General features: G+C 61.0%; 17 protein-coding genes. 4 read left to right on the forward strand and 13 right to left on the reverse strand.

Features of this window, described 5'->3' with window-relative positions; translation table 11 throughout:
- Window positions 1-63: 63 nt before the first annotated feature.
- The 6 genes from MOV76_RS06380 to MOV76_RS06405 all read right to left on the reverse strand — a co-directional run bounded on the left by MOV76_RS06380 (window position 64) and on the right by MOV76_RS06405 (window position 7,158).
- Entirely contained in the window at window positions 64-897 is an 834-nt protein-coding gene (locus MOV76_RS06380; RefSeq protein WP_018449181.1) for a 5-deoxy-glucuronate isomerase, read from the reverse strand.
- A complete protein-coding gene (locus MOV76_RS06385) occupies window positions 897-1,955 on the reverse strand; it encodes an ABC transporter ATP-binding protein (protein ID WP_247264095.1) in 1,059 nt (352 codons plus the stop codon). The genes MOV76_RS06380 and MOV76_RS06385 overlap by 1 nt, the downstream gene beginning before the upstream one ends.
- Window positions 1,955-3,004 carry an ABC transporter ATP-binding protein gene (locus MOV76_RS06390; RefSeq protein WP_018246743.1) on the reverse strand — a complete coding sequence of 350 codons (1,050 nt, stop codon included), beginning with the start codon at window positions 3,002-3,004 and terminating at the stop codon, window positions 1,955-1,957. The genes MOV76_RS06385 and MOV76_RS06390 overlap by 1 nt, the downstream gene beginning before the upstream one ends.
- The gene (locus MOV76_RS06395; RefSeq protein WP_028732352.1) at window positions 2,994-4,127 is read right to left on the reverse strand and encodes an ABC transporter permease; all 1,134 of its coding nucleotides are present in this window, start codon (window positions 4,125-4,127) and stop codon (window positions 2,994-2,996) included. The genes MOV76_RS06390 and MOV76_RS06395 overlap by 11 nt, the downstream gene beginning before the upstream one ends.
- A 12-nt stretch (window positions 4,128-4,139) precedes the next feature.
- Window positions 4,140-5,126: an ABC transporter permease gene (locus MOV76_RS06400; protein ID WP_018246741.1), complete on the reverse strand. Its 987-nt coding sequence runs from the start codon at window positions 5,124-5,126 to the stop codon at window positions 4,140-4,142.
- A 106-nt stretch (window positions 5,127-5,232) separates the two neighbouring features.
- On the reverse strand, window positions 5,233-7,158 hold the full coding sequence (locus tag MOV76_RS06405; protein ID WP_028732351.1) for an ABC transporter substrate-binding protein: 1,926 nt from the start codon (window positions 7,156-7,158) through the stop codon (window positions 5,233-5,235).
- 193 nt (window positions 7,159-7,351) lie between these two features.
- On the opposite strand from MOV76_RS06405, the gene MOV76_RS06410 reads away from it, so the two are divergent.
- Window positions 7,352-8,359, forward strand: a complete 1,008-nt coding sequence (locus MOV76_RS06410) for a LacI family DNA-binding transcriptional regulator (protein ID WP_080671757.1) — start codon at window positions 7,352-7,354, stop codon at window positions 8,357-8,359.
- Between the two features lie 15 nt (window positions 8,360-8,374).
- Entirely contained in the window at window positions 8,375-9,787 is a 1,413-nt protein-coding gene (locus tag MOV76_RS06415; RefSeq protein ID WP_164903190.1) for an alpha-L-fucosidase, read from the forward strand.
- A 361-nt stretch (window positions 9,788-10,148) separates the two neighbouring features.
- Here MOV76_RS06415 and MOV76_RS06420 read toward each other — a convergent pair whose 3' ends face one another.
- Both MOV76_RS06420 and MOV76_RS06425 read right to left on the reverse strand, forming a co-directional pair.
- Window positions 10,149-10,889: a DUF4231 domain-containing protein gene (locus tag MOV76_RS06420; RefSeq protein WP_018246736.1), complete on the reverse strand. Its 741-nt coding sequence runs from the start codon at window positions 10,887-10,889 to the stop codon at window positions 10,149-10,151.
- Between the two features lie 294 nt (window positions 10,890-11,183).
- Complete coding sequence (locus MOV76_RS06425) at window positions 11,184-12,326, reverse strand: Xaa-Pro peptidase family protein (RefSeq protein WP_028732348.1); 1,143 nt, start codon at window positions 12,324-12,326, stop codon at window positions 11,184-11,186.
- 122 nt (window positions 12,327-12,448) lie between these two features.
- Between MOV76_RS06425 and MOV76_RS06430 the strand changes: the two genes are divergently transcribed.
- Window positions 12,449-13,747 carry an alpha/beta fold hydrolase gene (locus MOV76_RS06430; RefSeq protein WP_028732347.1) on the forward strand — a complete coding sequence of 433 codons (1,299 nt, stop codon included), beginning with the start codon at window positions 12,449-12,451 and terminating at the stop codon, window positions 13,745-13,747.
- 29 nt (window positions 13,748-13,776) lie between these two features.
- Here the strand turns inward: MOV76_RS06430 and MOV76_RS06435 are convergent, their stop codons facing one another.
- Window positions 13,777-14,481, reverse strand: a complete 705-nt coding sequence (locus MOV76_RS06435; RefSeq protein ID WP_018446087.1) for a GntR family transcriptional regulator — start codon at window positions 14,479-14,481, stop codon at window positions 13,777-13,779.
- 150 nt (window positions 14,482-14,631) lie between these two features.
- Here MOV76_RS06435 and MOV76_RS06440 point away from each other — a divergent pair, with 150 nt between their 5' ends.
- Window positions 14,632-15,543: a dihydrodipicolinate synthase family protein gene (locus MOV76_RS06440; protein WP_018446088.1), complete on the forward strand. Its 912-nt coding sequence runs from the start codon at window positions 14,632-14,634 to the stop codon at window positions 15,541-15,543.
- Between the two features lie 49 nt (window positions 15,544-15,592).
- Here the strand turns inward: MOV76_RS06440 and MOV76_RS06445 are convergent, their stop codons facing one another.
- Genes MOV76_RS06445 through MOV76_RS06460 form a run of 4 tightly spaced genes read right to left on the reverse strand, consistent with a single transcriptional unit; the run spans window position 15,593 to window position 20,466 of the window.
- Window positions 15,593-16,693, reverse strand: coding sequence for an ABC transporter ATP-binding protein (locus tag MOV76_RS06445; protein ID WP_247264096.1), 1,101 nt, complete (start codon window positions 16,691-16,693; stop codon window positions 15,593-15,595).
- A 9-nt stretch (window positions 16,694-16,702) separates the two neighbouring features.
- Entirely contained in the window at window positions 16,703-18,646 is a 1,944-nt protein-coding gene (locus tag MOV76_RS06450; protein WP_247264097.1) for a glycoside hydrolase family 127 protein, read from the reverse strand.
- A 27-nt stretch (window positions 18,647-18,673) separates the two neighbouring features.
- Window positions 18,674-19,543 carry a carbohydrate ABC transporter permease gene (locus tag MOV76_RS06455; protein ID WP_247264098.1) on the reverse strand — a complete coding sequence of 290 codons (870 nt, stop codon included), beginning with the start codon at window positions 19,541-19,543 and terminating at the stop codon, window positions 18,674-18,676.
- Window positions 19,543-20,466: a carbohydrate ABC transporter permease gene (locus tag MOV76_RS06460; RefSeq protein ID WP_247264099.1), complete on the reverse strand. Its 924-nt coding sequence runs from the start codon at window positions 20,464-20,466 to the stop codon at window positions 19,543-19,545. Before MOV76_RS06460 ends, MOV76_RS06455 begins: the two co-directional genes overlap by 1 nt.
- Between the last annotated feature and the right edge of the window lie 6 nt (window positions 20,467-20,472).

Consider the following 20,472-nt stretch of genomic DNA (forward strand, 5'->3'; position numbering starts at 1 on the left):
GTCTCTCCTTGGGCGGAAGTTGGCGGTGCGCCGCAATGCCGGCACACGAGGCCACGAGCCGGATTATTTGAACTTGTCGCGCATCGCATCGATGCCGGGGATGGTTTTGGTCAGATGCTGATGGGCGGGATCGAAGCGCTGGATCAGCCCCCGGCGATGCTTGCCGACGAGAATGGTAAAGATATAGCCCCGGTGCCCCGGCGAGGTGACCGTCGGGTGGTAACCCCGGTCAACCAGGACTGTGTCGCCGTTGCGGGTCATGAGGATCTTGACCGGACCGTCTTCGTCATAGGTGATCTGGCTGCCGAAGCCGGTCTCTGGCTGGAAGCGGTAGTGATAGAGTTCTTCGTGCCGGGTCTCGACGTCACCGTCTTCGGTATCGTGCTTGTGGGGGGGATAGCCGGACCAGCAGCCCTCGCCGGCATAGAGTTCACTCACCAGCAGGTTGCCGCAGCGTCCGTTCTGTCTTTGTCCGAGCAGGTGGACGATCCGCCGCTGGCTGTGCGTGTCCGACGAGCCGACATTGACCGCGTCGACCTCATCCGGCGTGATGCGAAATGCGGCGTAACGCGTGTCGCAGAGGCCGCCGGCAATGGCGACTTCCGCCGCCGCGCCACGAGCCGATATCCGGACATTGGCGCCGACGGGCGCGTAAACCGAGTCCGCATCGCCTCCCCAGATATCGGCTCGCCGGCCCACCGCTTCGAACATGATGTCATCGACCTCGATATCCACCTGCCCCGACAGCACGACGTAGAGGCTTTCGTGCATGGGCAGCCGCCGCGTGTCCTGGCCGTTGGCCGGAAGCGTGACGAGGTCGAAGTAGATGAGATCGAGCGTCGTGGAGGAGGTATCCACAATGGGACGCTGCTCGGAGCGTGGAATGAATTCGGGCATCAATTGAACTCCGGAACGGTACGGTCGGCGAAGGGATTAAGCGACAAGGATTCGGCGTAGTGACAGGCCACTGCGTGCCCATCGGCTGTGACGGTACGCAGCGCCGGCACCTCCTGCTTGCAAAGCTCGGTGGCGTAGCGGCAGCGAGGATGAAATGCACAGCCGGGAGGCGGATGGGCAGGATCGGCGACCTCGCCAGCCAGCCGAATGCGCTGGCCATGGCGGCGCATCCTCGGATCGGCGATCGGCACGGCCGAGAGCAGCGCTTCGGTATAGGGGTGGAGCGGGCGCGAAAAGATCTGCTCCGTCGGCGCCTTTTCGACCACCCGACCGACATACATGACGGCAATGTTATCCGAGATGTGCCGGACGACCGAGAGGTCGTGGGCCACGAAGAGATAGGTCAGACCGAACTGCTCCTGCAGGTCCTGCAGGAGGTTGATGGTTTGTGCCTGCACACTGACATCGAGCGCCGAAACGGCCTCATCGGCGATCACCAGCCGCGGATTGGAGGCCAGCGCCCGGGCGATGCCGATGCGCTGACGCTCGCCGCCAGAAAACGCGTGCGGATAGCGGTGCATGTATTCGGGCCGCAGGCCGACGCTCTGCATGAGGTCGGCGACCCGGTGCTCGAGCTCCCGGCCCTTGGCGATACCGTTGACGCCAAGCACCTCTCCGATGATGTCGATGACAGGAAGGCGCGGATTGAGCGAAGATTGGGGGTCCTGAAACACGATGCGCAGGTCGCGATGGACTTCGTCGAGGGCAGAACCCGACAACGCCGCGAGATCGACCGTGCCGCCACTGCGGCTGCGATAGCGGATTTCGCCGCTCGTCGGCTGATAGATGCGCAGCACCGTGCGGGCAAGCGTGGACTTGCCGCAGCCGGACTCCCCGACAATACCAAGTGTTTCGCCATCCTGGACGCGAAGCGAAACGCCGTCGACCGCCTTGACGTGTCCGACCACACGCCGGAATGCGCCCTTGCGAATGGGGAAATGCATCCTGAGATCGTTGAGTTCGAGCAGTGGGCTTGGTTGCTTCATGAGATCGGCCATCATTGTCTTCCTTCGTAAAGCAGACAGCTGGCGACATGCCCGTCGCCGATGGCGATGGGCTGCGGATCCTTTTGGTCGCAGAGGCCCGCCCTCGCCTCTTTGCATCGGGGATGAAAGCTGCAGCCCTGGGGCCGGTTGAAACGCGAGGGCACCATGCCATCGATGATCGCGAGCCGTTCGGTGGGTTGCCCATGCATGCGTGGCACCGATTGCAGCAGCGCCTTGGTGTACGGATGCGCCGGTGCGTGGAAGATCGTGTCAACATTGCCTGCTTCCACGACCCGGCCGACATACATGACGACGACCTCGTCGGCGATCTCGGCCACCACGCCGAGATCATGGGTCACGAACAGCACCGAGAGCCCGAATTCGGCCTGCAGCGAGGCCAGGAGATCGAGGATATTGGCCTGGGTGGTCACATCGAGTGCCGTGGTCGGCTCGTCGGCGATCAGCAGTCTGGGGCGGCAGGCGAGCGCCAAGGCGATGCAGACGCGCTGGCGCATGCCGCCGGAAAACTGGAAGGCATAACTTTCCATGCGCTCGGCCGGCCGCGGAATGCCGACCAGCGCCAATGTCTCGATGGCATGTTCGCGCGCCTCCTTCTTTCCCATCTTCAGATGCAGGCGGATCACTTCCACCATCTGGTTGCCGATCGTATGAACGGGGGAAAGGGCGGCCATCGGCTCCTGGCTGATCAGGCCGATCTGGGCGCCGCGGATCGCCCGCATGTCGTGGCCGCGCGGATCGAGCGCCGCGAGGTCGATCGAGGGTGCTGCCGGATCGGGCCGGTAGCGGATTGCGCCCGAGACGATCCGCCCTCCCCGCGGAACCTGGTTGAGGATCGAGCGGCCGGTGATGCTCTTGCCCGAACCGGATTCGCCGACGACGCAGACCGTCTTGCCGCGTGGGATGGAAAAGGAGACGCCGTCGACCGCCTTGATCGTGCCCGCACCACCGAAGAAATGGGTCCTGAGATCAACGACCTCGATCAGCGGGTCACGATCCCCGTGCCGGCCGCCGGCTGCGGCAAAATTGGGATCAGTATTCATAGGGATCTGCAGCATCGCGTAATCCATCACCGAGGAAATTGAGGGCGAGCACGGTGACGATCACCGCGAGACCGGGAAGAAAGAGCCAGGGTGCGCTCGAGACGGCGAGAATGTTCTGTGCCTCCTGAAGCAGCACGCCCCAGCTCACCACCGGCGGGCGCAGGCCGATGCCGAGGAAGGAGAGCGCGGTTTCTGCGAGGATCATCGTCGGGATGGCGAGCGTCACCGAGGCGATGATGTGGCTCATGAAGGACGGGACCATGTGCCGCCAGATGATGCGCATCTGCGAGCAGCCATCGAGACGGGCGGCGATCACGAAGTCTTCCGTCTTGAGCGACAGGAAGCGCCCGCGCACCACCCGCGCCAGGTCGGTCCAGCCGATCAGCGACAGGATGATGGTGATCCAGAGATAGACCAGAATCGGATCGGCGCTGATCGGAACGGCAGCCGCAAGGCCCATCCACAACGGAATGGTCGGGATAGAGTTGATGAGCTCGATGGAGCGCTGAATCACATCGTCCACCCAGCCGCCGTAGAGCCCCGAAATGCCGCCCAGGATGATGCCTAGGATGAGGCTGATTGCGACGCCGATCAGTCCGACGGACATAGACACGCGCGTGCCGTGGACCGTCCGGCTGAAGACGTCGCGACCCAGCCGGTCGGCGCCGAACAGGTAGAATGGTTTGCCCATCTCGATCGGGCCGATCAGGTGCCGGTCGAAATCGAACAGCCCCCAGAGCCGGTAGGGTTCGCCCTTGACGAAGAAGCCGAGGGGGATGATGACGGCCGGATCGGGCACGTAATTGCGGCTGAGCGCGATCGGGTCAACCTTCATCGAATAACCGTTGACGTAGAGCGGATGAAACTGCCCGGCCGCGTCGTAGCCGGCGAACTTGATCTGCTGCGGCGGCGCATAGGTGTAGCGGGAATCGTAGGTCTGCGATGAAACCGGGGCGAGAACCTCGGCAAACAGGGCGACCAGGTAGATCAAAAAGATGACGACGCCTGCCGCCAGCGCCAGGCGATGGCGACGGAAGCGCCGCCAGATAAGCTTCCACTGGCCGGCGACCGCGTCGGAATTCTGGATCAGTTCAGGCTGTAGCGCGATGGCTTGATCGGTCATTGGTCTCGTCCTTCAGCCGTTGCGAATGCGTGGATCAAGCCAGGCAAGCAGCAGATCCGAAATCAGTGTGCCGATCAGCGTCAGCATGCTCATCAGCAGGATGAATGTGCCGGCCAGATACATGTCCTGGGCAAAGAGGGCGTTGAGCAGCAGTGGCCCGGTGATCGGCAGGCTGAGAACGATGGAGACCACCACCGAGCCGGAGACGAGGTGCGGCAGCACCCAGCCGACGGTCGAGACAAAGGGGTTGAGCGCCACCCGCACCGGATATTTCAACAGCAGCCGGATTTCGCTCAAGCCCCGGGCGCGAGCCATGTCGACATAGGGCTTGTTGAGCTCGTCGAGCAGGTTGGCGCGCATAATTCGGATCAGCGCTGCCGTGGCGCCGGTGCCGAGAACGACGACCGGGATCCACATATGCGAAATGAGATCGCCGAGCTTGGCCCAGCTCCAGACAGCATTGATATAGGCGGGCGAAAACAGCCCGCCGGTACTTTGGCCGAAATATTGTGCCGAAACATACATCAGCACCAGCGCCAGCAGGAAATTCGGGATGGCTAGGCCGAGAAAGCCGAAGAAGGTGGCGAAGTAATCTCCCACCGAATATTGCCGTACGGCCGAATAGATGCCGATCGGAAAGGCCACCGCCCAGACGAAGAGCAGCGTGGTGACCGAGACCACCATCGTCAGGCCCATGCGAGCCCAGATCAGTTCGCTGACCGGCTTGTTCCAATCGAGGGACTGGCCGAAATCGCCGCGCAGCAGGATGCCGCTGATCCATTTCCAGTATTGGACCGCCCAGGGCTGATCGAGGCCGTAGCGTTCACGCAGGCCGGCAATGACGCCGGGATCGATCGTTTCGTTCTGGGAGGCCAGGCGCGCGGTCATCGCGGTCAGGAAGTCGCCGGGCGGCAGCTGGATGATGATGAAGGTCACGACGGAGATCGCGAACATCATCGGGATCATGTAAAGCAGACGTCTGATGATGAAGCCGGCCATGTCAAGCTCCTTCAATCGGCAACCGCCGATCGGATTGGATGATTGGGACTGGGCTGGTGTTGATGGGGCGGCGCCCGCGGACGCCATCCCTGTCGGTCGCGTGCCGTTACTGTTGGTAGTAGAAGGTCTCCGGTTTGGCCGGTCCCGGTGTCATGTAGAACGATGTGCTGGGAATGACCTTCGGGACATTGCGCATATTGGTCTTGACGATGCCGACGCGGTCCGGCTCCAGGTTGGTGCCGATGACGTAGAATTCGTCACGGGTAATCGCCAGCAGCTCCTTCATCGCGGCCAACTGCTTTTCGAGCGTCGGCGCTTCTTGCACCTGCCGGTACAGATCCATCTGCTTCTTGGCAGCGGGGCTCGGTTCTTGCGCGTTCGGATCCTTGGGGTTCTGGTAATAGAGGCCCCAGGCCGTCGCGAAGCTCGATTCATATTCGTGCGGGAAATACCATTTGGGATCGAGCAGGCCGAGGAAGTCGTAGCCACCGCCGCCAACCCATCCAAGGCCGTCATTCTCATTGTTTTGCAGGCGGGAGAAGATCAGCGAACGTTCGGCCGGGCGGGGTTGCATGTCGATGCCGACGGCCCGCCAGTAGCGCTGAATCATCTCGAGGGCGTCCACCTGGATCGGGCTTCCGGTCAAGGCGTCGATCGCAAAGGTAATCCGCTTGCCGTCCTGGCCGAGGCGATAGCCTTCGGCGTCATGTTTGGTAAGGCCGGCCTTATCGAGATACTGATTGGCGAGATCGACATTATACTCCAGATACTGGGTCGCCATCTTCTCGTCGTAGAGCGCGGTGCCTTCACGCGGTGCTGCCTGATAAGGCTTGGCCTGTCCGGCATAGATCAGCTGGTTGAGCTCTTCGCGGTTGATGGCGTAGCTAAGGCCGATGCGGAAATCCTTGTTGGAAAAGACAGCGCGCAAGGCCGGATTCTTGTGGGTCTGGTTGAGGGTGATCAGCAGGGCGTTCGACCAGGCCGGCCGGGCGATGAACAGGCCGTAGCCGCCTTTCTCCTGGTTCTGCACGATCACCGTACGGGCGTCCGTCGTCTCGATGAAGCGGTTCTGCATGTCGATTTCGCCGCTGATCGCCTTCAGGATGATCGCCTGGGTATCCTGCATCACATCGATGGTGATCCGATCGAAGTAAGGCAGCTGGTTTCCTGCGGTATCCACCTTGGCATAGTAAGGATTGCGTTCAGCGACGACCTGGGTGGTGCCATTATAGGGCGCGGTCAACACCCAGGCATCAAGCGTTGGACGACCGAGATCGCGCCAGCGGCCGGGAAAGCCGATCTTGTTGTTGAAGAGCTGGACCCAGTCGGTTGCGCCGGCTGCCTTCACCAGGGCGTCGACGCCATCGGGATTGAAATCCTTGTGGAATTGCTTGAGGTAGTGGGCCGGTGCGGCCGCCAGAATATCGGAGCCGCGCACGGTGGCCATGTTCATCAGGAACAGGCCGTTCGGCGCGGCAAATTTGAAGACGACCTTGTCGTCGGCAAGCTTTTCGACCTTGACGGTCTCTCCGCCGGCGGTCAGCCAGTCGGGTGCTGCAGGCGTGATCTTGGTGTTGCGCAGCACGTTCTCGTTCCACCACACCAGATCGTCCGCGGTAAAGGGCTCCCCGTCCGACCAGCGCGTGCCTTCACGCAATGTGAACGTATATTCGGTGGCATTGTCATTGACCTCGACGCTCTTGGCGATATCGGGGATCACCTCGGTCCATTCCGGATTCCAGCGGACCAGTCTCGTATAGCCGATCGAACGCTCGATCTCGCTGTCACCACCGCCAAAGGTGGCCGTGCGCCAGGTGCCGCCATAGGTACCGATCGATTCAAGCGGAGTGAGCACCAGCGGCTCCTTGGGCAAGCGCTTTTCGACCGGCGGCAGCTTGCCGGCATCGACCAGCGCCTTCAGTTCCGGCGACTCCTCAAAGCCGAATGCGGCACCGGCCCAGCCGGCACCCATGAGGATCGCCGCGGCAACGGTCGAGACAACCTGCCGTCTTAAGATTCTGACGTGTTGCATTCTTTCCTCCCGATATTCTGCTCTAGGTTATCGTTAACGTATTCTCCTCTTTCTCGAACGTTATCGTTACCGTTAAATCTTGTCAAAGAGATTCTCGACACCTTATACTTTGTCAGAGCAGCCTTGGCTTTCCCGGAAATTATGTTAGTTATCGTTATCGTAAATTCCTGCCCCTTCTGAAGAGACAATCCAGTTGAGCCGCCCTAAAGAGCCAGAACCCAAAATTACCATCGCCGATGTCGCCCGCGCCGCAGGGGTGTCGCCGATGACGGTATCGCGCGTGCTCAACGATCGGGGCGGAGCCAGTGCGGAGACAAGTCAACGGATTATTTTAGCGGCGAGCGAACTCAATTACCGGCCCAATCCCTTTGCGCGCGGATTGCGGTCCGATCGATCGAAGGCCATCGGCCTTCTCGTTCCCGACATCACCAATCCGTTCTTTCCCGAAGTCATCAGGGGAGCCGAGGATGCGGCAAGCGCTGCCGGCTACAACCTGCTTCTGTCCAATGTCGTCGAGAACAGCAAGCGAGAGGAAGAACTCATCGAAACGCTGCTGCGGCACCGGGTCGACGGAATCATCGTCTGCAGCCCGCGGCTGCCGGATGCCGCGCTGCATAAGGCGCTTGCGCCCCACCGTGCGGTGGTGCTCATCAATCGCGAGGCGCCCAACGAGGTCGCCGGGACGATTGTCACCGACTACGAGACGGGAGCGTCGCGTGCCATCGACCATCTGGTCGAGCGCGGGCGCCGCAGGATCGCGATTATCGCCGGGCCGCGCAGTTCGTTTGGCGGCAAGAGCCGTCTTGTCGGCTTTCGCAAGACCCTGGCGGCCCACGGGCTCAAGGCGCAAGGCATCGTTTATTGCGATCCGACCGCGGCGGGCGGCCAAACGGCGGCCGCGCAATTGCTGGCGGAGGCGCCCGGCGTCGATGCCCTTGTCTGCTACAACGACCTCAATGCGATCGGCGCGATGAAGGCCTGCCGGGCCGCCGGCATTTCGATCCCCGGGCAAATCGCCCTGATCGGTTTCGACGATATTCCGACTGCCGAACTGCTGTCTCCGGCACTCACCACCTTGCGGGTGCAAAAACGCGAAATGGGGGAGGAAGCCGTGCGTCTGCTGCTCAGCCGCATCGCCACCAGAAACCGTCAGCACGGCATCGTCATCGTGCCCGAGCTTATTATCCGCGAAACAACCTGAACTCCCCGGAGCATGATGCCGAAAAGTGTGAGCGGTTTTCGGACGACATCGTGCTCCAACTCTCAAAGTTTGGAACAGGAGGAATATCCGATGGATATCAACAATCTGCAGTCACTGGCCCTGCCTGAGGAGAAGAAGGCCTGGTTCGTTCACGACCGGTTCGGCATGTTCGTGCACTGGGGGCTTTATGCACTGCCGGCACGCCATGAATGGGTCAAGAGCCGCGAAGAACTGAACGACGCCGACTACCAGAAATATTTCGACCATTTCGATCCCGATCTCTACGACCCCAGTGAATGGGCCAGACGTGCAAAGGCTGCCGGCATGAAATATGTCGTGCTGACCACCAAGCACCATGAAGGCTTCTGCCTCTGGGATACCAAGGCGACCGACTTCAAAGTGACCAACACGCCTTATGGACGAGATCTCCTGGGTCCGTTCGTCGACGCCTTCCGCGCAGAGGGCCTGAGGATCGGATTCTACTATTCGCTGATCGATTGGCATCATCCCGACTTCACCGTCGATCCGCGCCATCCGCAACGCAACCATCCCGATGCGCTGAAAATCAACGAAGGCCGGGACATGCAGCGCTATGCCGCCTTCATGCGCGAGCAGGTCCGCGAGTTGCTGACTGAGTTCGGCCAGATCGACATCCTGTGGTTCGATTTCAGCTATCCGCAATGGAAGCTCGGGGAGCTGGTCGGAAAGGGCCATCAGGATTGGGAAAGCGAGAAACTCGTGCGTCTGGTGCGCGAACTCGCCCCTGACATCATCATCAACAACCGGCTCGATCTCGCCGGCCTGCAGCCCGACATCGTCACGCCGGAGCAATATATGCCGCGCGCCCGTCCGCTCCGCGATGGCAGACGCGTTGTCTGGGAAGCCTGCCACACGCTCAGCGGTTCCTGGGGCTATCACCGCGACGAGGACACCTGGAAGAGCACGGAACAACTGGTGCAGATGCTGGTCGGCACCGTTGCCATGGGCGGCAATCTGCTGATGAATGTCGGGCCGACGGCGCGCGGCACGCTCGACCACCGCGCGATTGCAGCCCTTGCCGCTTATGAGGAGTGGATGGCACTGCACCAGCGCAGCATCGTCGGCTGCACCCAGTCCGACTTCACCGCTCCGGCCGACTGCCGCCTGACCCAGAATGGCGATCGTCTCTACATCCACCTCTTCAACTGGCCTTATCGCCATCTGCATTTCGATGCGCTGGCAGGCAAGATTGAATATGCGCAATTCCTGCATGATGGCAGCGAGGTCACCTGGTTGCGCCCATCCGCCAATACGCTGTGGGCGAACACGCAGTTCCCCGTCGGCGAAGATCAACTGACATTCGTCCTGCCGGTGCGTCGACCTCAGATCGTGGTCCCGGTCATCGAGGTCAAGCTCAAGCCAGGGAGCGCGGCTGGCATTCAGGACTAGAGCCTTTCCGGGTTAGATTGAAACATTCTGTTGGCTCAAACGGAGTCGGATGGTCGACCGGCCGGCGCGCGTCGTAGCCCAGTTCTACGGCCAAGCCGGCCGGTCGATCAGCTGGCCCGTTTCAGCCAACCCGAAGGGCCGGGCATCTTTCCGCCAGGATCAAAGGCGATCGGCTCGGACGTACCGGGAGGTATGCCCGTCGCCAATCGCCTCTGCCCTGACGAAAATCTGCTCCGGCAGAATGCTTCAATCTAACCCGGAAAGGCTCTAGCGCGGGTGAGCTGGCTTACCTGAGCGGGCAAGATGGCGCCCGCTCAGGAGAACGGCTCGGTCGATCCCGCCGCCGAATGCCGACAAGGGCTCAGGGATTGGCTGCGGTGGTCCCTACAAAGAACTGGTTGAGTTGCTTCATCTCCAGCGCATGAGCGCGCTTTCTAAGAGCGACGGCCTGTTTGAGCGTCGCTAGCTCATCCGTTATGTCAATGAGATGAGCCTCGGCGACCAGCATCTCCGCTTCGACCCTTCCCTGCTCTCTCAATTGCCAGACGTCCCGGATGCGGAATTGAACAATGATCGTGCCGAAAAGCGCCACGAGCGCGGAGGTCGCCATTGGGAGCCATTGGGGGATAATCGTGCCATAAGCCGAAAATAATGAAGAGAGGCCGCTCAGAACGATGATCCCCAATGTGAGAAAATTCCAGAGATACTGATTCACCCTGGAGGATCGCGCATACCAGTTTCGATGCGTCCGCAGGTCACGCAAAGCCTGCCTTTTGATCTCGACCATATCCGATGGAAGCATCTTTTCTGCTCTCTCTTGATCGATCTCCCGTCTTGCTGCCAAAATCACGTTGATGACAACGATAGTTATCCCGAAGGTAATCATGAACCAGGCGATGTAGTGCAAAGGGACGTCATCGAGAATGACGTTTGGAAAAAACTCAGGTTGAAAAAATTCGATTAAAGCGCCAAGCGATATCAAGAATACAGAAAAGACAACCACTGCTACCGAAAGCATCGCTGCTATATTTCTATATCTACCATTCAGTGTCATTTTCTGCAATTGCGCGGAGTCATCCTCATCCTTTCTGAACAAGTCCATCATCCTATCCTCAACACTGCAGGTTTAACCGCAGTCAACCTTGTACTACGTCAGAAAGCAAGTAACGTTTGCGAAGAAATACTTTATCGATCGAATTGCAGGCAGCCCTGGGTCCCGTCGATATGTCCGATGCCGCGAGAACCAACCGCCATATCGCCAACGTTCAGGCTGGGATAGCCTCCGCCTCTTGAATCCTGTCGCTTCAGGATAGGCTGATCGCCAGCGGTCGGTCGAGATCGCGGGCAATATATTGCTGGATCTGCCGGACGAGAGCGGGCAGGAGATGGTGCCCGCTCAGGAGAATGGCTCGGTCGGTCCTGCCGCTGGATTGGTGAGCCAGCACGGTCCCTCGTCGGTCATGTACATATGGTCTTCCAGCCGGATCCCGAATTCCCCGGGGAAGACGATCATCGGTTCGTTGGAAAAACACATGCCGGCGGCAAGCGGCGCGTCGTTGCCGCGAACGATGTAGGGTTCCTCGTGGATCTCGAGCCCGAGGCCATGACCGGCGCGATGCGGCAAACCTGGCAGGCGATAGTCGGGGCCGAGGGAGTGTTTGGCAAGCACCTTGCGGGCCGCATCGTCGAGGCTCGAGCAGGCGGCGCCGATCCGGGCCGCGTCGAAGACGGCCTGTTGCGCCTCGCGCTCGATCCACCAAGCCCGTTCGAACGCGCTGTTGCCGCCCTCTAGCATATAGGTCCTGGTGATATCGGAATGATAACCGTCGATCCGGCAGCCGGTATCGACGAGAATGACGTCGTCGCGACCAAGGACCTGATCGCCGTCGGCGCCATGCGGAAGCGAGGTCGCCGCGCCGAAGGAGACGATGCAGAATGTCGAGCCGGCATCGGCGCCGGCCTGGCGATGCTGCCGGTCGATGAAATCCACCACTTCGGATGATTTGATGCCCGGCTTCAAAAGCCCATGCACTTGCCTGTGGACGTCAAGTGTCAGGTCCATCGCATACTGAATGAGGGCAATCTCCGCGGCCGATTTTATGCAACGCAGGTCGCGGATCAGTCGCCCGCCATCGGCAAGCCTCGCCTCGCCCATCTCCGCTGCCAATGCATGATAGAAGAAAAGCGGCAAACCATCGTCGAGGGCAAGTCTGCCGCCCTGGGCAACAAGGCGGGCGATGAGAGCGGCGCTGCTCTCCTCCTCTTCCCAGACCAGGATTTCCCCCGGCAGATGCGGCAGCGTTTCGACACGGCTGCGCTCGAACCCCGGCACGATGTAGGAAATGGTCGCTTGCGTGACGAGCGCGCCGAGGAACCTCTCGCTCGGATGCCAGACCAGCCCCGTGAAGTAACGCAGGCTTTCGGTCGGTCCAAGAAGCACGGCAGCCAAGCCTCCGGCTTCGATCATTTTGCGAAGCCTGGCGAGGCGGTTCTGCCGTTCGTCCTCAGTTATGCGGGGTACCGTATGCTGCCATGACATGTTGTCTTCCTGCTTTTCCTGCGCTTCCAGATCGATGAAGCCCTCGCCTTGCAGCGGGGATCTTGAACCGACACTAATGCCGCTGTAGGCAATATGTCGACATGAAAAATGAGGAGATGGCGATGGCGGTCGAATACACCATACCGGGCATGCTGATACGCGATCATATGGTCGACGTTCCCCTGGATTGGTCGAAGCCGGAGGGGGAGACGATCCGGGTTTTCGCACGCGAAGTATGCGATCCCGCCCGCCGTCGCGAAACATTGCCGTTGCTGGCTTTCCTGCAAGGCGGCCCTGGCGGAAAATCGCCGCGGCCGAGCAATGGCGGGCCGCCATGGCTTGCCGAAGCCCTGAAGACGCACCGCGTTATCCTGATCGACCAGCGCGGCACTGGGCGCAGCAGCCGGATCGAAAGTGCGACGATGGAGCACTTTGCCGACGGCAGGGCCGCAGCCGACTATCTCACCCTCTTTCGTGCCGACAGCATCGTTGCCGATTGCGAACATCTGAGGAAAACCGTCTTCGGCGGCGGACGCTGGCAGACGCTCGGCCAGAGCTATGGCGGCTTCCTGACGCTTACCTATCTCTCGAAGGCGCCGGAGGGACTTTCCGCCTGTTATGTCACCGGCGGCCTTGCCGGCCTTGGGGCGACGGCCGATGATGTCTATCGGCGCACCTACCCGCGCGTCGCCGAAAAGAACGCCGCCTATTACCGCCGCTACCCCGGGGATGCCGAGCGCATCAGCCGGATCGCCGACTATATCGAGGCCAACGAGGTGCGGCTGCCCGATGGCGATCGCCTATCCGTTCGCCGCTTTCAGACTATCGGCATCGATTTCGGCATGGCGCCGGGTTACGAGAACATCCATTGGCTGGTCGACGAGGCTTTCTCCGGTCCCAATGAAGACCGTCTCTCTGATCGCTTCCTCGCGTCCGTGATGTCGCTGACCTCCTATGACGACAATCCGCTCTTCGCCGTTTTGCAGGAAAGCATCTATGGCCAGGCCGGGACGCCGACTGCCTGGGCGGCCGAACGCATCCGCGCCGAGCATCCGGCCTTTGCCGGCGACCGGCGGCCGCTGCTGTTGACGGGGGAGATGATGTATCCCTGGATGTTCGAGGAAATTCGCTCGCTCAGGGCTTTCAGGGCGGGTGTCGAGGCGCTGGCCACGCATGAGCGCTACGTGCCGCTCTATGCCCCGGCACGTCTCGCTGTAAATGAGGTGCCGGTCGCCGCCGTCATCTATCATGACGACATGTATGTCGATGCCGGGCTTTCGCTCGAAACAGCGCGCCACGTCGCCAACGTGCAGGCATGGGTGACCAACGAATTCGAGCACGACGGTGTCCGCCAATCGGCGGCTGTCCTGCGCAGGCTGATGACCTTGGTCAGGGAGCAGAGCGGCCCCCTCGCCCCCTGAGGCTCGAACGGTTCATTGCTCTCGTCGCATCAGGACATGCTGATCGCCACCGGCCGATCCAGGTCGCGGGCGATATATTCCTGGATCTGGCGAACGATCTGCCCGGCGTGGGCGATCGCCAGGCGGTCGGCCCGCTCGACGTCACCGGCCTCGATCGCGGCGATGATCTCCTCGTGTTCGTCGACATACTGGCGCGGCAGACGGTCGTCGAATGTCGAGTAGTAAAGGCGCAGGATGCGGCGGCCCTCGTCGAGCAGCCTGGCGAAGAAGGCGGTGTAATAGGAATTGCCGGCAAGTTCGGCAATCGCGACGTGAAATTCGCGGTTCGCCTCGATCATCGCATAGGCATCGCGCGCGGCAACGGCATCGGCGAAGTCCTTCTGATGCCGGCGGACGGTCTTCATGATGTCGCCGTTTCGCCGTTGCGCCGCGCCACGGGTCGTCACCCGGTACATCAGCGTCAACGCTTCGAAATAGGTGGGCAGGCTTGCGAAATCGATTGTCGCAACGATCGTGTTCCTGTTCGGGAGCGTCGTGACGAGCCCGTCGGCGGCGAGTCGCAACAGCGCCTCGCGAATGGGAGTCCGCGACATCCGGAAACGTTCCGACAGGCGCACCTCGTCGAGCGGACTGCCGGGTTCCAGCGCCATCGACAGGATTTCCCGCCTGAGCGTCACATAGACGCTCTGCGTGCCAGAGCCGCGCACCCGCACATTTTCCGCGTCGTTCCGCATTCGTCCGCCCTCTTTCGTTAGAGCCTTGTATTTCGTTTCGGCCGATTCCCGCAATGTCGGTCTTCGGGGGCCTCAAATTTGTAAGCTCACATCATTGAATCTTGTCGACAGTTTGTATATAAGGCAACTAATTTCAACGAGGCTCGATCAATGACCACAGGATGGAAGGGCGTATTTCCCGCCGTAACGACACAGTTCAACGAAGATCTTTCCGTTGATTTGCCCTCGACCCAGCGCGTCCAGGACGCGCTTGTAAACGATGGCGTCAATGGACTGATCGTCATGGGCACATGTGGCGAGAACAACTCGCTGGACCCCGAGGAGAAGCGCACGATCTTGAAAGCTGCCGTCGAGGTCGTCAACGGCCGCGTTCCCGTGGTGACGGGCGTGTCCGAATTCGACACGCGCCGTGCCGTCGCCTATGCTCGCGACGCCGAAAAGCTCGGCGCCGACGGACTTATGCTGCTGCCGGCCATGGTTTATGTGCCGAAGCCCGAAGAGCTGATTGCACATTTCCGCACCGTCGCCGAAGCGACCTCGCTGCCGATCATGCTGTACAACAACCCGCCGGCATACCGCGTCAATATCGGCGCCGATGTGCTGAAGGTGCTTGCCGACGTGCCGAACATCAAGGCGGTCAAGGAAAGTGCGCCGGATCCGCGCCGCTTCACCGATCTCATCAATGAATTCGGCGATCGTTTCGATATCTTCGCAGGTCTCGACGACGTAGCGCTTGAAGGCCTGATGCTCGGCGCCAAGGGCTGGGTCTCGGGCTTGACCAGCGCCTTCCCGGAGGAATCCGTGCAGCTCGTTGCCGCCGCCGAACGCGGCGACTGGGAAGAGGCCCGCAAGATCTATCGCTGGTTCATGCCGCTTCTGCACCTCGATGCCGAACACGATCTCGTGCAGTCGATCAAGCTTGCCGAGCAGATCATGGGCCGCGGCTCCGAGCGCGTCCGCCTGCCGCGCCTGCCGCTTTCGGGTGCCCGCCGCGCCGAAGTCACCGCCATGGTCGAGAAGGCCGCTGCCACGCGTCCTTCGAAGATCCGCCAGGCTGCCTGATCAACGAGGCCGGCGACCCCGCGGTTGCCGGCCTTTCCGTGTTTGCAGTTCAGGCAAGCGCCAGCGACCGGCCGGTCGCCGGATCGAACAGATGCATCTGGTTCATGTTGAACGAGAGCGGCACAGTCGACATCGGCCTGGGCCCGCTCTCGGGATCGATGCAGGCGCAAAGACTTGTCTCGCCGATGCCGAAATAGACCATGGTCTCCGGCCCGAGTGGCTCCACAAGATCAATCTTAGCTTCGATGTCGGCATAACCAGGACGGGCCTGGCGGTCGGTGATCGATTCCGGCCTGATCCCGAACACGACTGATTTGCCGACATGGCTGGCATAGTCGCCGGCGCGCGCCTCAGGCACCGGAAGCTCGCTACCGTCAGTCAGTTTGACGACGAGACCCTTCTCTCCTGATAGCAGCGTCGCGGACAGGAAATTCATCGACGGTGAGCCAATGAAGCCGGCGACGAACTGGCTGACGGGCCGATGATAGAGCGCCTGCGGCGGTCCCGCCTGTTCGATGATGCCACCATTCATCACCACGACACGATCCGCCATGGTCATCGCCTCGACCTGGTCGTGTGTGACGTAGACGGTCGTCGTCGGCAACAGCTGGTGCAGCCGCTTGATCTCCGTGCGCATCTGCACGCGAAGCTTGGCATCGAGGTTAGACAGCGGCTCGTCGAAGAGAAAGACTTTCGGGTTCCGCACGATCGCACGCCCCATCGCGACGCGCTGGCGCTGGCCGCCCGAAAGCTGGCCCGGGCGCCGGCCGAGCAGCTCGCTGATATGCAGGGTTTCCGCCGCCCTGATGATACGCGCGTCGATCTCGCTCTTGGCGAGCTTCTGCTGCTCCAGGCAGAACGAAATATTCTCCCGCACCGTCATGTGCGGATAGAGCGCGTAGTTCTGAAAGACCATGGCGATATCGCGTTTGCCCGGGCCGAGCCGGTTGACGACCTGGTCGCCGATCACGATCTCACCGCCGGTAATGTGTTCGAGACCCGCAATCATGCGCAATGTCGTCGATTTTCCGCATCCCGACGGGCCCACGAAAACGACGAATTCATTGTCTTCGATGTCAAGGCTGATGCCGCGCACGGCCTCGTAGATGCCATAGGATTTGACGATGCTCTTGAGTTCCAGCCGTGCCATGGTTTTCTCCTAGACCTCCTGCAACCAGATCGCCATCGCTCCGGGCTCGCGATTGGCCCAGAGGTGATAGGGGATCGCCGTGAAGGGCCGCTCCTTTAGCGAGGGAGGCGCGGTGCGATAGAGCACATTCTGCCAATCGGCTATATCGGCTTCGAGCGCAGTGCCTTCGAGGACGGTCGCTCCGCCGAGAAGCGCGGCATCGTAACGGGCAGAAATTTCCTCAGATGCCGGCAGGCGGAGCCGCTGCGGCTCGCCGCCGAGGTCGGTCTCCTCGATGCAATAGACGACAGGCCCGCGCCGCAGTGCGACGCGTCCGCCGTCTTCGGAGACGGCAGGATGCGCGTAGATGCGCTCGACCGGCATCGAGAAGCCGATGCGGACCTCGTCACCATTGCGCCATTCCCTTGATATTGCGGCATAACCCTTCGTCACGCATTGATCGAGATCGACGGCAGCACCGTTGACCGAGACCTGCGCCTGCCTGCACCATCCGGGGATGCGAAGACGAAGCTGAAACCGGCTTGGCCGCTCGACGGCCAACCGCAGGCTGATGTCGCCATCCCAGGGATATTGCGTCTCCTGGATCAGGCGCACGAAGCTGTCGCCGACTGTCAGCTCGGCGGAATTGGTGCCGTAGAGATGGACGGCGAGCTCATGATCACCCGTGGAATAGAAATATTGGCCGAGCGACGTGATGAAACGGGCAATGTTGGTCGGGCAGCAGGGGCAGTAATGCCATTTCCACCGGCGGTGCTGCCCGTGGCTTTCAAGGACGTTCTCATAGAAATAATGCTCGCCGTCGCGCGAGATGCCGGAAAGCGCGCCGTTGTAGAGCACCGTTTCCAGCCTGTCGGTGAACTTGCTATCGAGATCGACCTGCGCCATGCGATGGCTCCAGAAGCCGAGCGCGACGGCTGCGCATGTCTCGGCATAGGCTGTCTCGTTCGGCAGGTCGAATTCCCGGGTAAACCCTTCATTGGATGCCGACGGGCCAAGGCCGCCGGTCACGTAGAGCTGGCGGCTGACCAGATTGTCGAAAAGCCGGTCGCAGGCTTCCTTCAATGTCGGATCGTCATTTTCATGGGAGAGATCCGCCATCGCAGAAAACAGGTACATGGCGCGGACCGCATGGCCGACGACCTGGTGCTGGTCGCGCACCGGCATATGGGCCTGGCTATAGGCATATGTCTTGTAGACGTAATCATCAGGGCTCTCGCCGCGCTTGCGAGCCTCCTCGTCGTAATATGAGGGCATCCGGCCACGTTCGTCGACGAAGTAGGTCGCAAGCTTCAGATGCCGCGGATCGCGCGTCACGCGATAGAGCTTGACCAGCGCCAGCTCGATTTCCTCATGGGCATCGTAACCTCTGAGCTTTCCGGGCTCCGCGCCGAAGGTGGCGATGATATGGTCGACGGCGCGGATCATTACATCGAGGAAACGACGCTTTCCCGTCGCCTCGTAGTAGGCGACAGCGCCTTCCAGCAGGTGGCCCATCGAATACATCTCGTGCAGGTCGCGCAGGTTGGTCCAGCGCCTGTCCGGCGCGCGGCGAATGAACCAGCTGTTGAGGTAGCCATCCGCCATCTGCCCTTTTTCGAGCTTTGCGACGATATCATCGATCTTCGTTTCGAGCGCAGCATTCGGGTGAGCCTTCAGCGTGTAACTTGCGGCCTCGATCCATTTACCGAAATCGGAATCGAAGAAATGCTGCATCGACAGTCCGCTCGGCTGGATCGGGCGCACCAGCGGCCCGGCCGGCTTGTCAAAATCGAGCACCTCGAGGAAGCCCTCTTCTTCCAGCCGCTTGTGCTGCGTCGGGATGGTGACGTTGCGGACCGTCTCCGTCCAGCTCTGCCAGAAACCGCCATGGAATACGACGCTGGAATGGTCGGCGGGCCTGTATCGCTGCCGTCCCGCAGCGCGTGCCGGTTGAAAACGAGGTGAGCTGGTCATGAGGACTCCTGAGCGGAACGAGCGCCGTTACTTCACGGCGCCGGCCGTTAGGCCGCGCACGTAATATCGTTGCAAGAGAAGGAAAAGCAGGATGCACGGGACCATGGTCACGGCTATGCCGGCCTGAAGTGCGCCCCAGTCGATGATGCCGTAGATGCCCGACGAAACATTCACCAGCATGATCGGCAGCGTGAACTTGTTCTGGTCGGACAGAAAGATGAGGGCGGCGAGGAATTCGTTCCAGGAATTCAGGAAGGCGAACATCGCAACGGTGGCAACACCGGGAAGCGCGATCGGCAGCATGATCCGGCGCAGGATCGTCGCCTGCGACGCGCCATCTATCCGCGCCGCTTCAATCAGCGCCTTCGGCACCGCATCGAAGGCGTTGCGCATCATGAAAACGGAAAAGGGAAGCTGGAAGGTCACATAGATCAGCACCAGGCCGAAAAGGCTATTTTGCAGCCGGAAGACTTTCAGGATCAGGAAAAGCGGCGTCAGGATCGACTGGAACGGGATCATCATCGTCGCCATGATCAGCACGAAGAGCAGTGACTGACCGGGAAAACGGAATTTCGAAAAGCCGTATCCCGCCGGCACCGAGACGAGCACCGTCAGGATCACCGTTCCGGCAGCGATCAGCACCGAATTGCCGGCATAGACGTACCAGCCGGCGCCGACATGTTCGAGACGGCGGTAGTTTTCGAGCGAGAAGGCTTTCGAGAAGAGCGCTGCCGGATCGGCAAGTGCTGCGGCCGCGGGCTTGAAGGAATTGGCAAAGGACCAGACGATCGGCATCACGAAGAAGACGGCAAAGACGCATGCCGTCAGAACGAAGGCGAGATAACCGAGCCGCTCGCTCGCCGGCTTCGCTGCGAGCTTGTGGTTGAGCCGTTCCATCAACCCTCCTCCGGCCGCTGGCGCAGCAGGACGAACTGTATCGCACTGATCGCCACCAGCACGACGAGCAGGGCAAAGGAGATCGCCGAGCCATAACCGAGACGGTAGGATGAGAACGAGGCGAGATAGATCGAGAAGACCGCGGAGATCGTGCTGTTCTCGGGGCCGCCCTGGGTGATGATGAAGAACTGGTCGAAGGCCAGCATCGATGAGGTGACGTTGAGGACAAGCGCCAGGACGACCGAATTCCTCATCAAAGGCAGCGTGATGCGGCGAAACCGGCTCCAGACGCTGGCGCCGTCGATCCTGGCCGCTTCGATGACATCGTTCGAGATGCCCTGAAGGCCGGTCAGAAGGATGATCATCGTGAAGCCCGCTGTTTTCCAGACGACCATCAGGATGACGACGCCGAGTGCCGGCCAGAAACTTTCGAGCGGCCTCGGCGCGCTGTCGATGATGCCCGCTCCGCGCAGCAGCTGCGCAAAGACACCGCTATCGGGATTGAGCAGCCACATCCACAATGTCGAGGCCGCCCCGAAGCCGATGACGACGGGCATGAAATAGATCGTGCGGAAAAAGCCGGCGATCCGCAGCGGCCGGTCGACGAGCAGCGCCAGAGGAAAGGCCACCAGGAAGATCGCAGCCGTGACCAGCACCGTGTAGAGCAGCGTGAAACCCAGGGAATGCCAGAGCTGGGTATCGCCGATCAGCTCGGCATAGTTGGAAAGGCCGATGAATTTGGTCCGGCCGAGAAGCGGCCAGTTGTAGAAGCTCATCCAGACCGTCATGACAAGCGGCACGAGGAAAAGCACGACGATGAACAGCAGGCCCGGCAGGATGAAGGCAAGGCCAAGCCAACCCTTTGGCTCCGGTTCTCCGGTCGCGACTGCGCGCCTCCGGCTGCGAAGTGTCGAGGATATCACCGCAAC

The sequence above is a fragment of the Rhizobium sp. PRIMUS64 genome (genome assembly GCF_023006465.1).
GTDB classification, from domain to species: domain Bacteria; phylum Pseudomonadota; class Alphaproteobacteria; order Rhizobiales; family Rhizobiaceae; genus Rhizobium; species Rhizobium leguminosarum.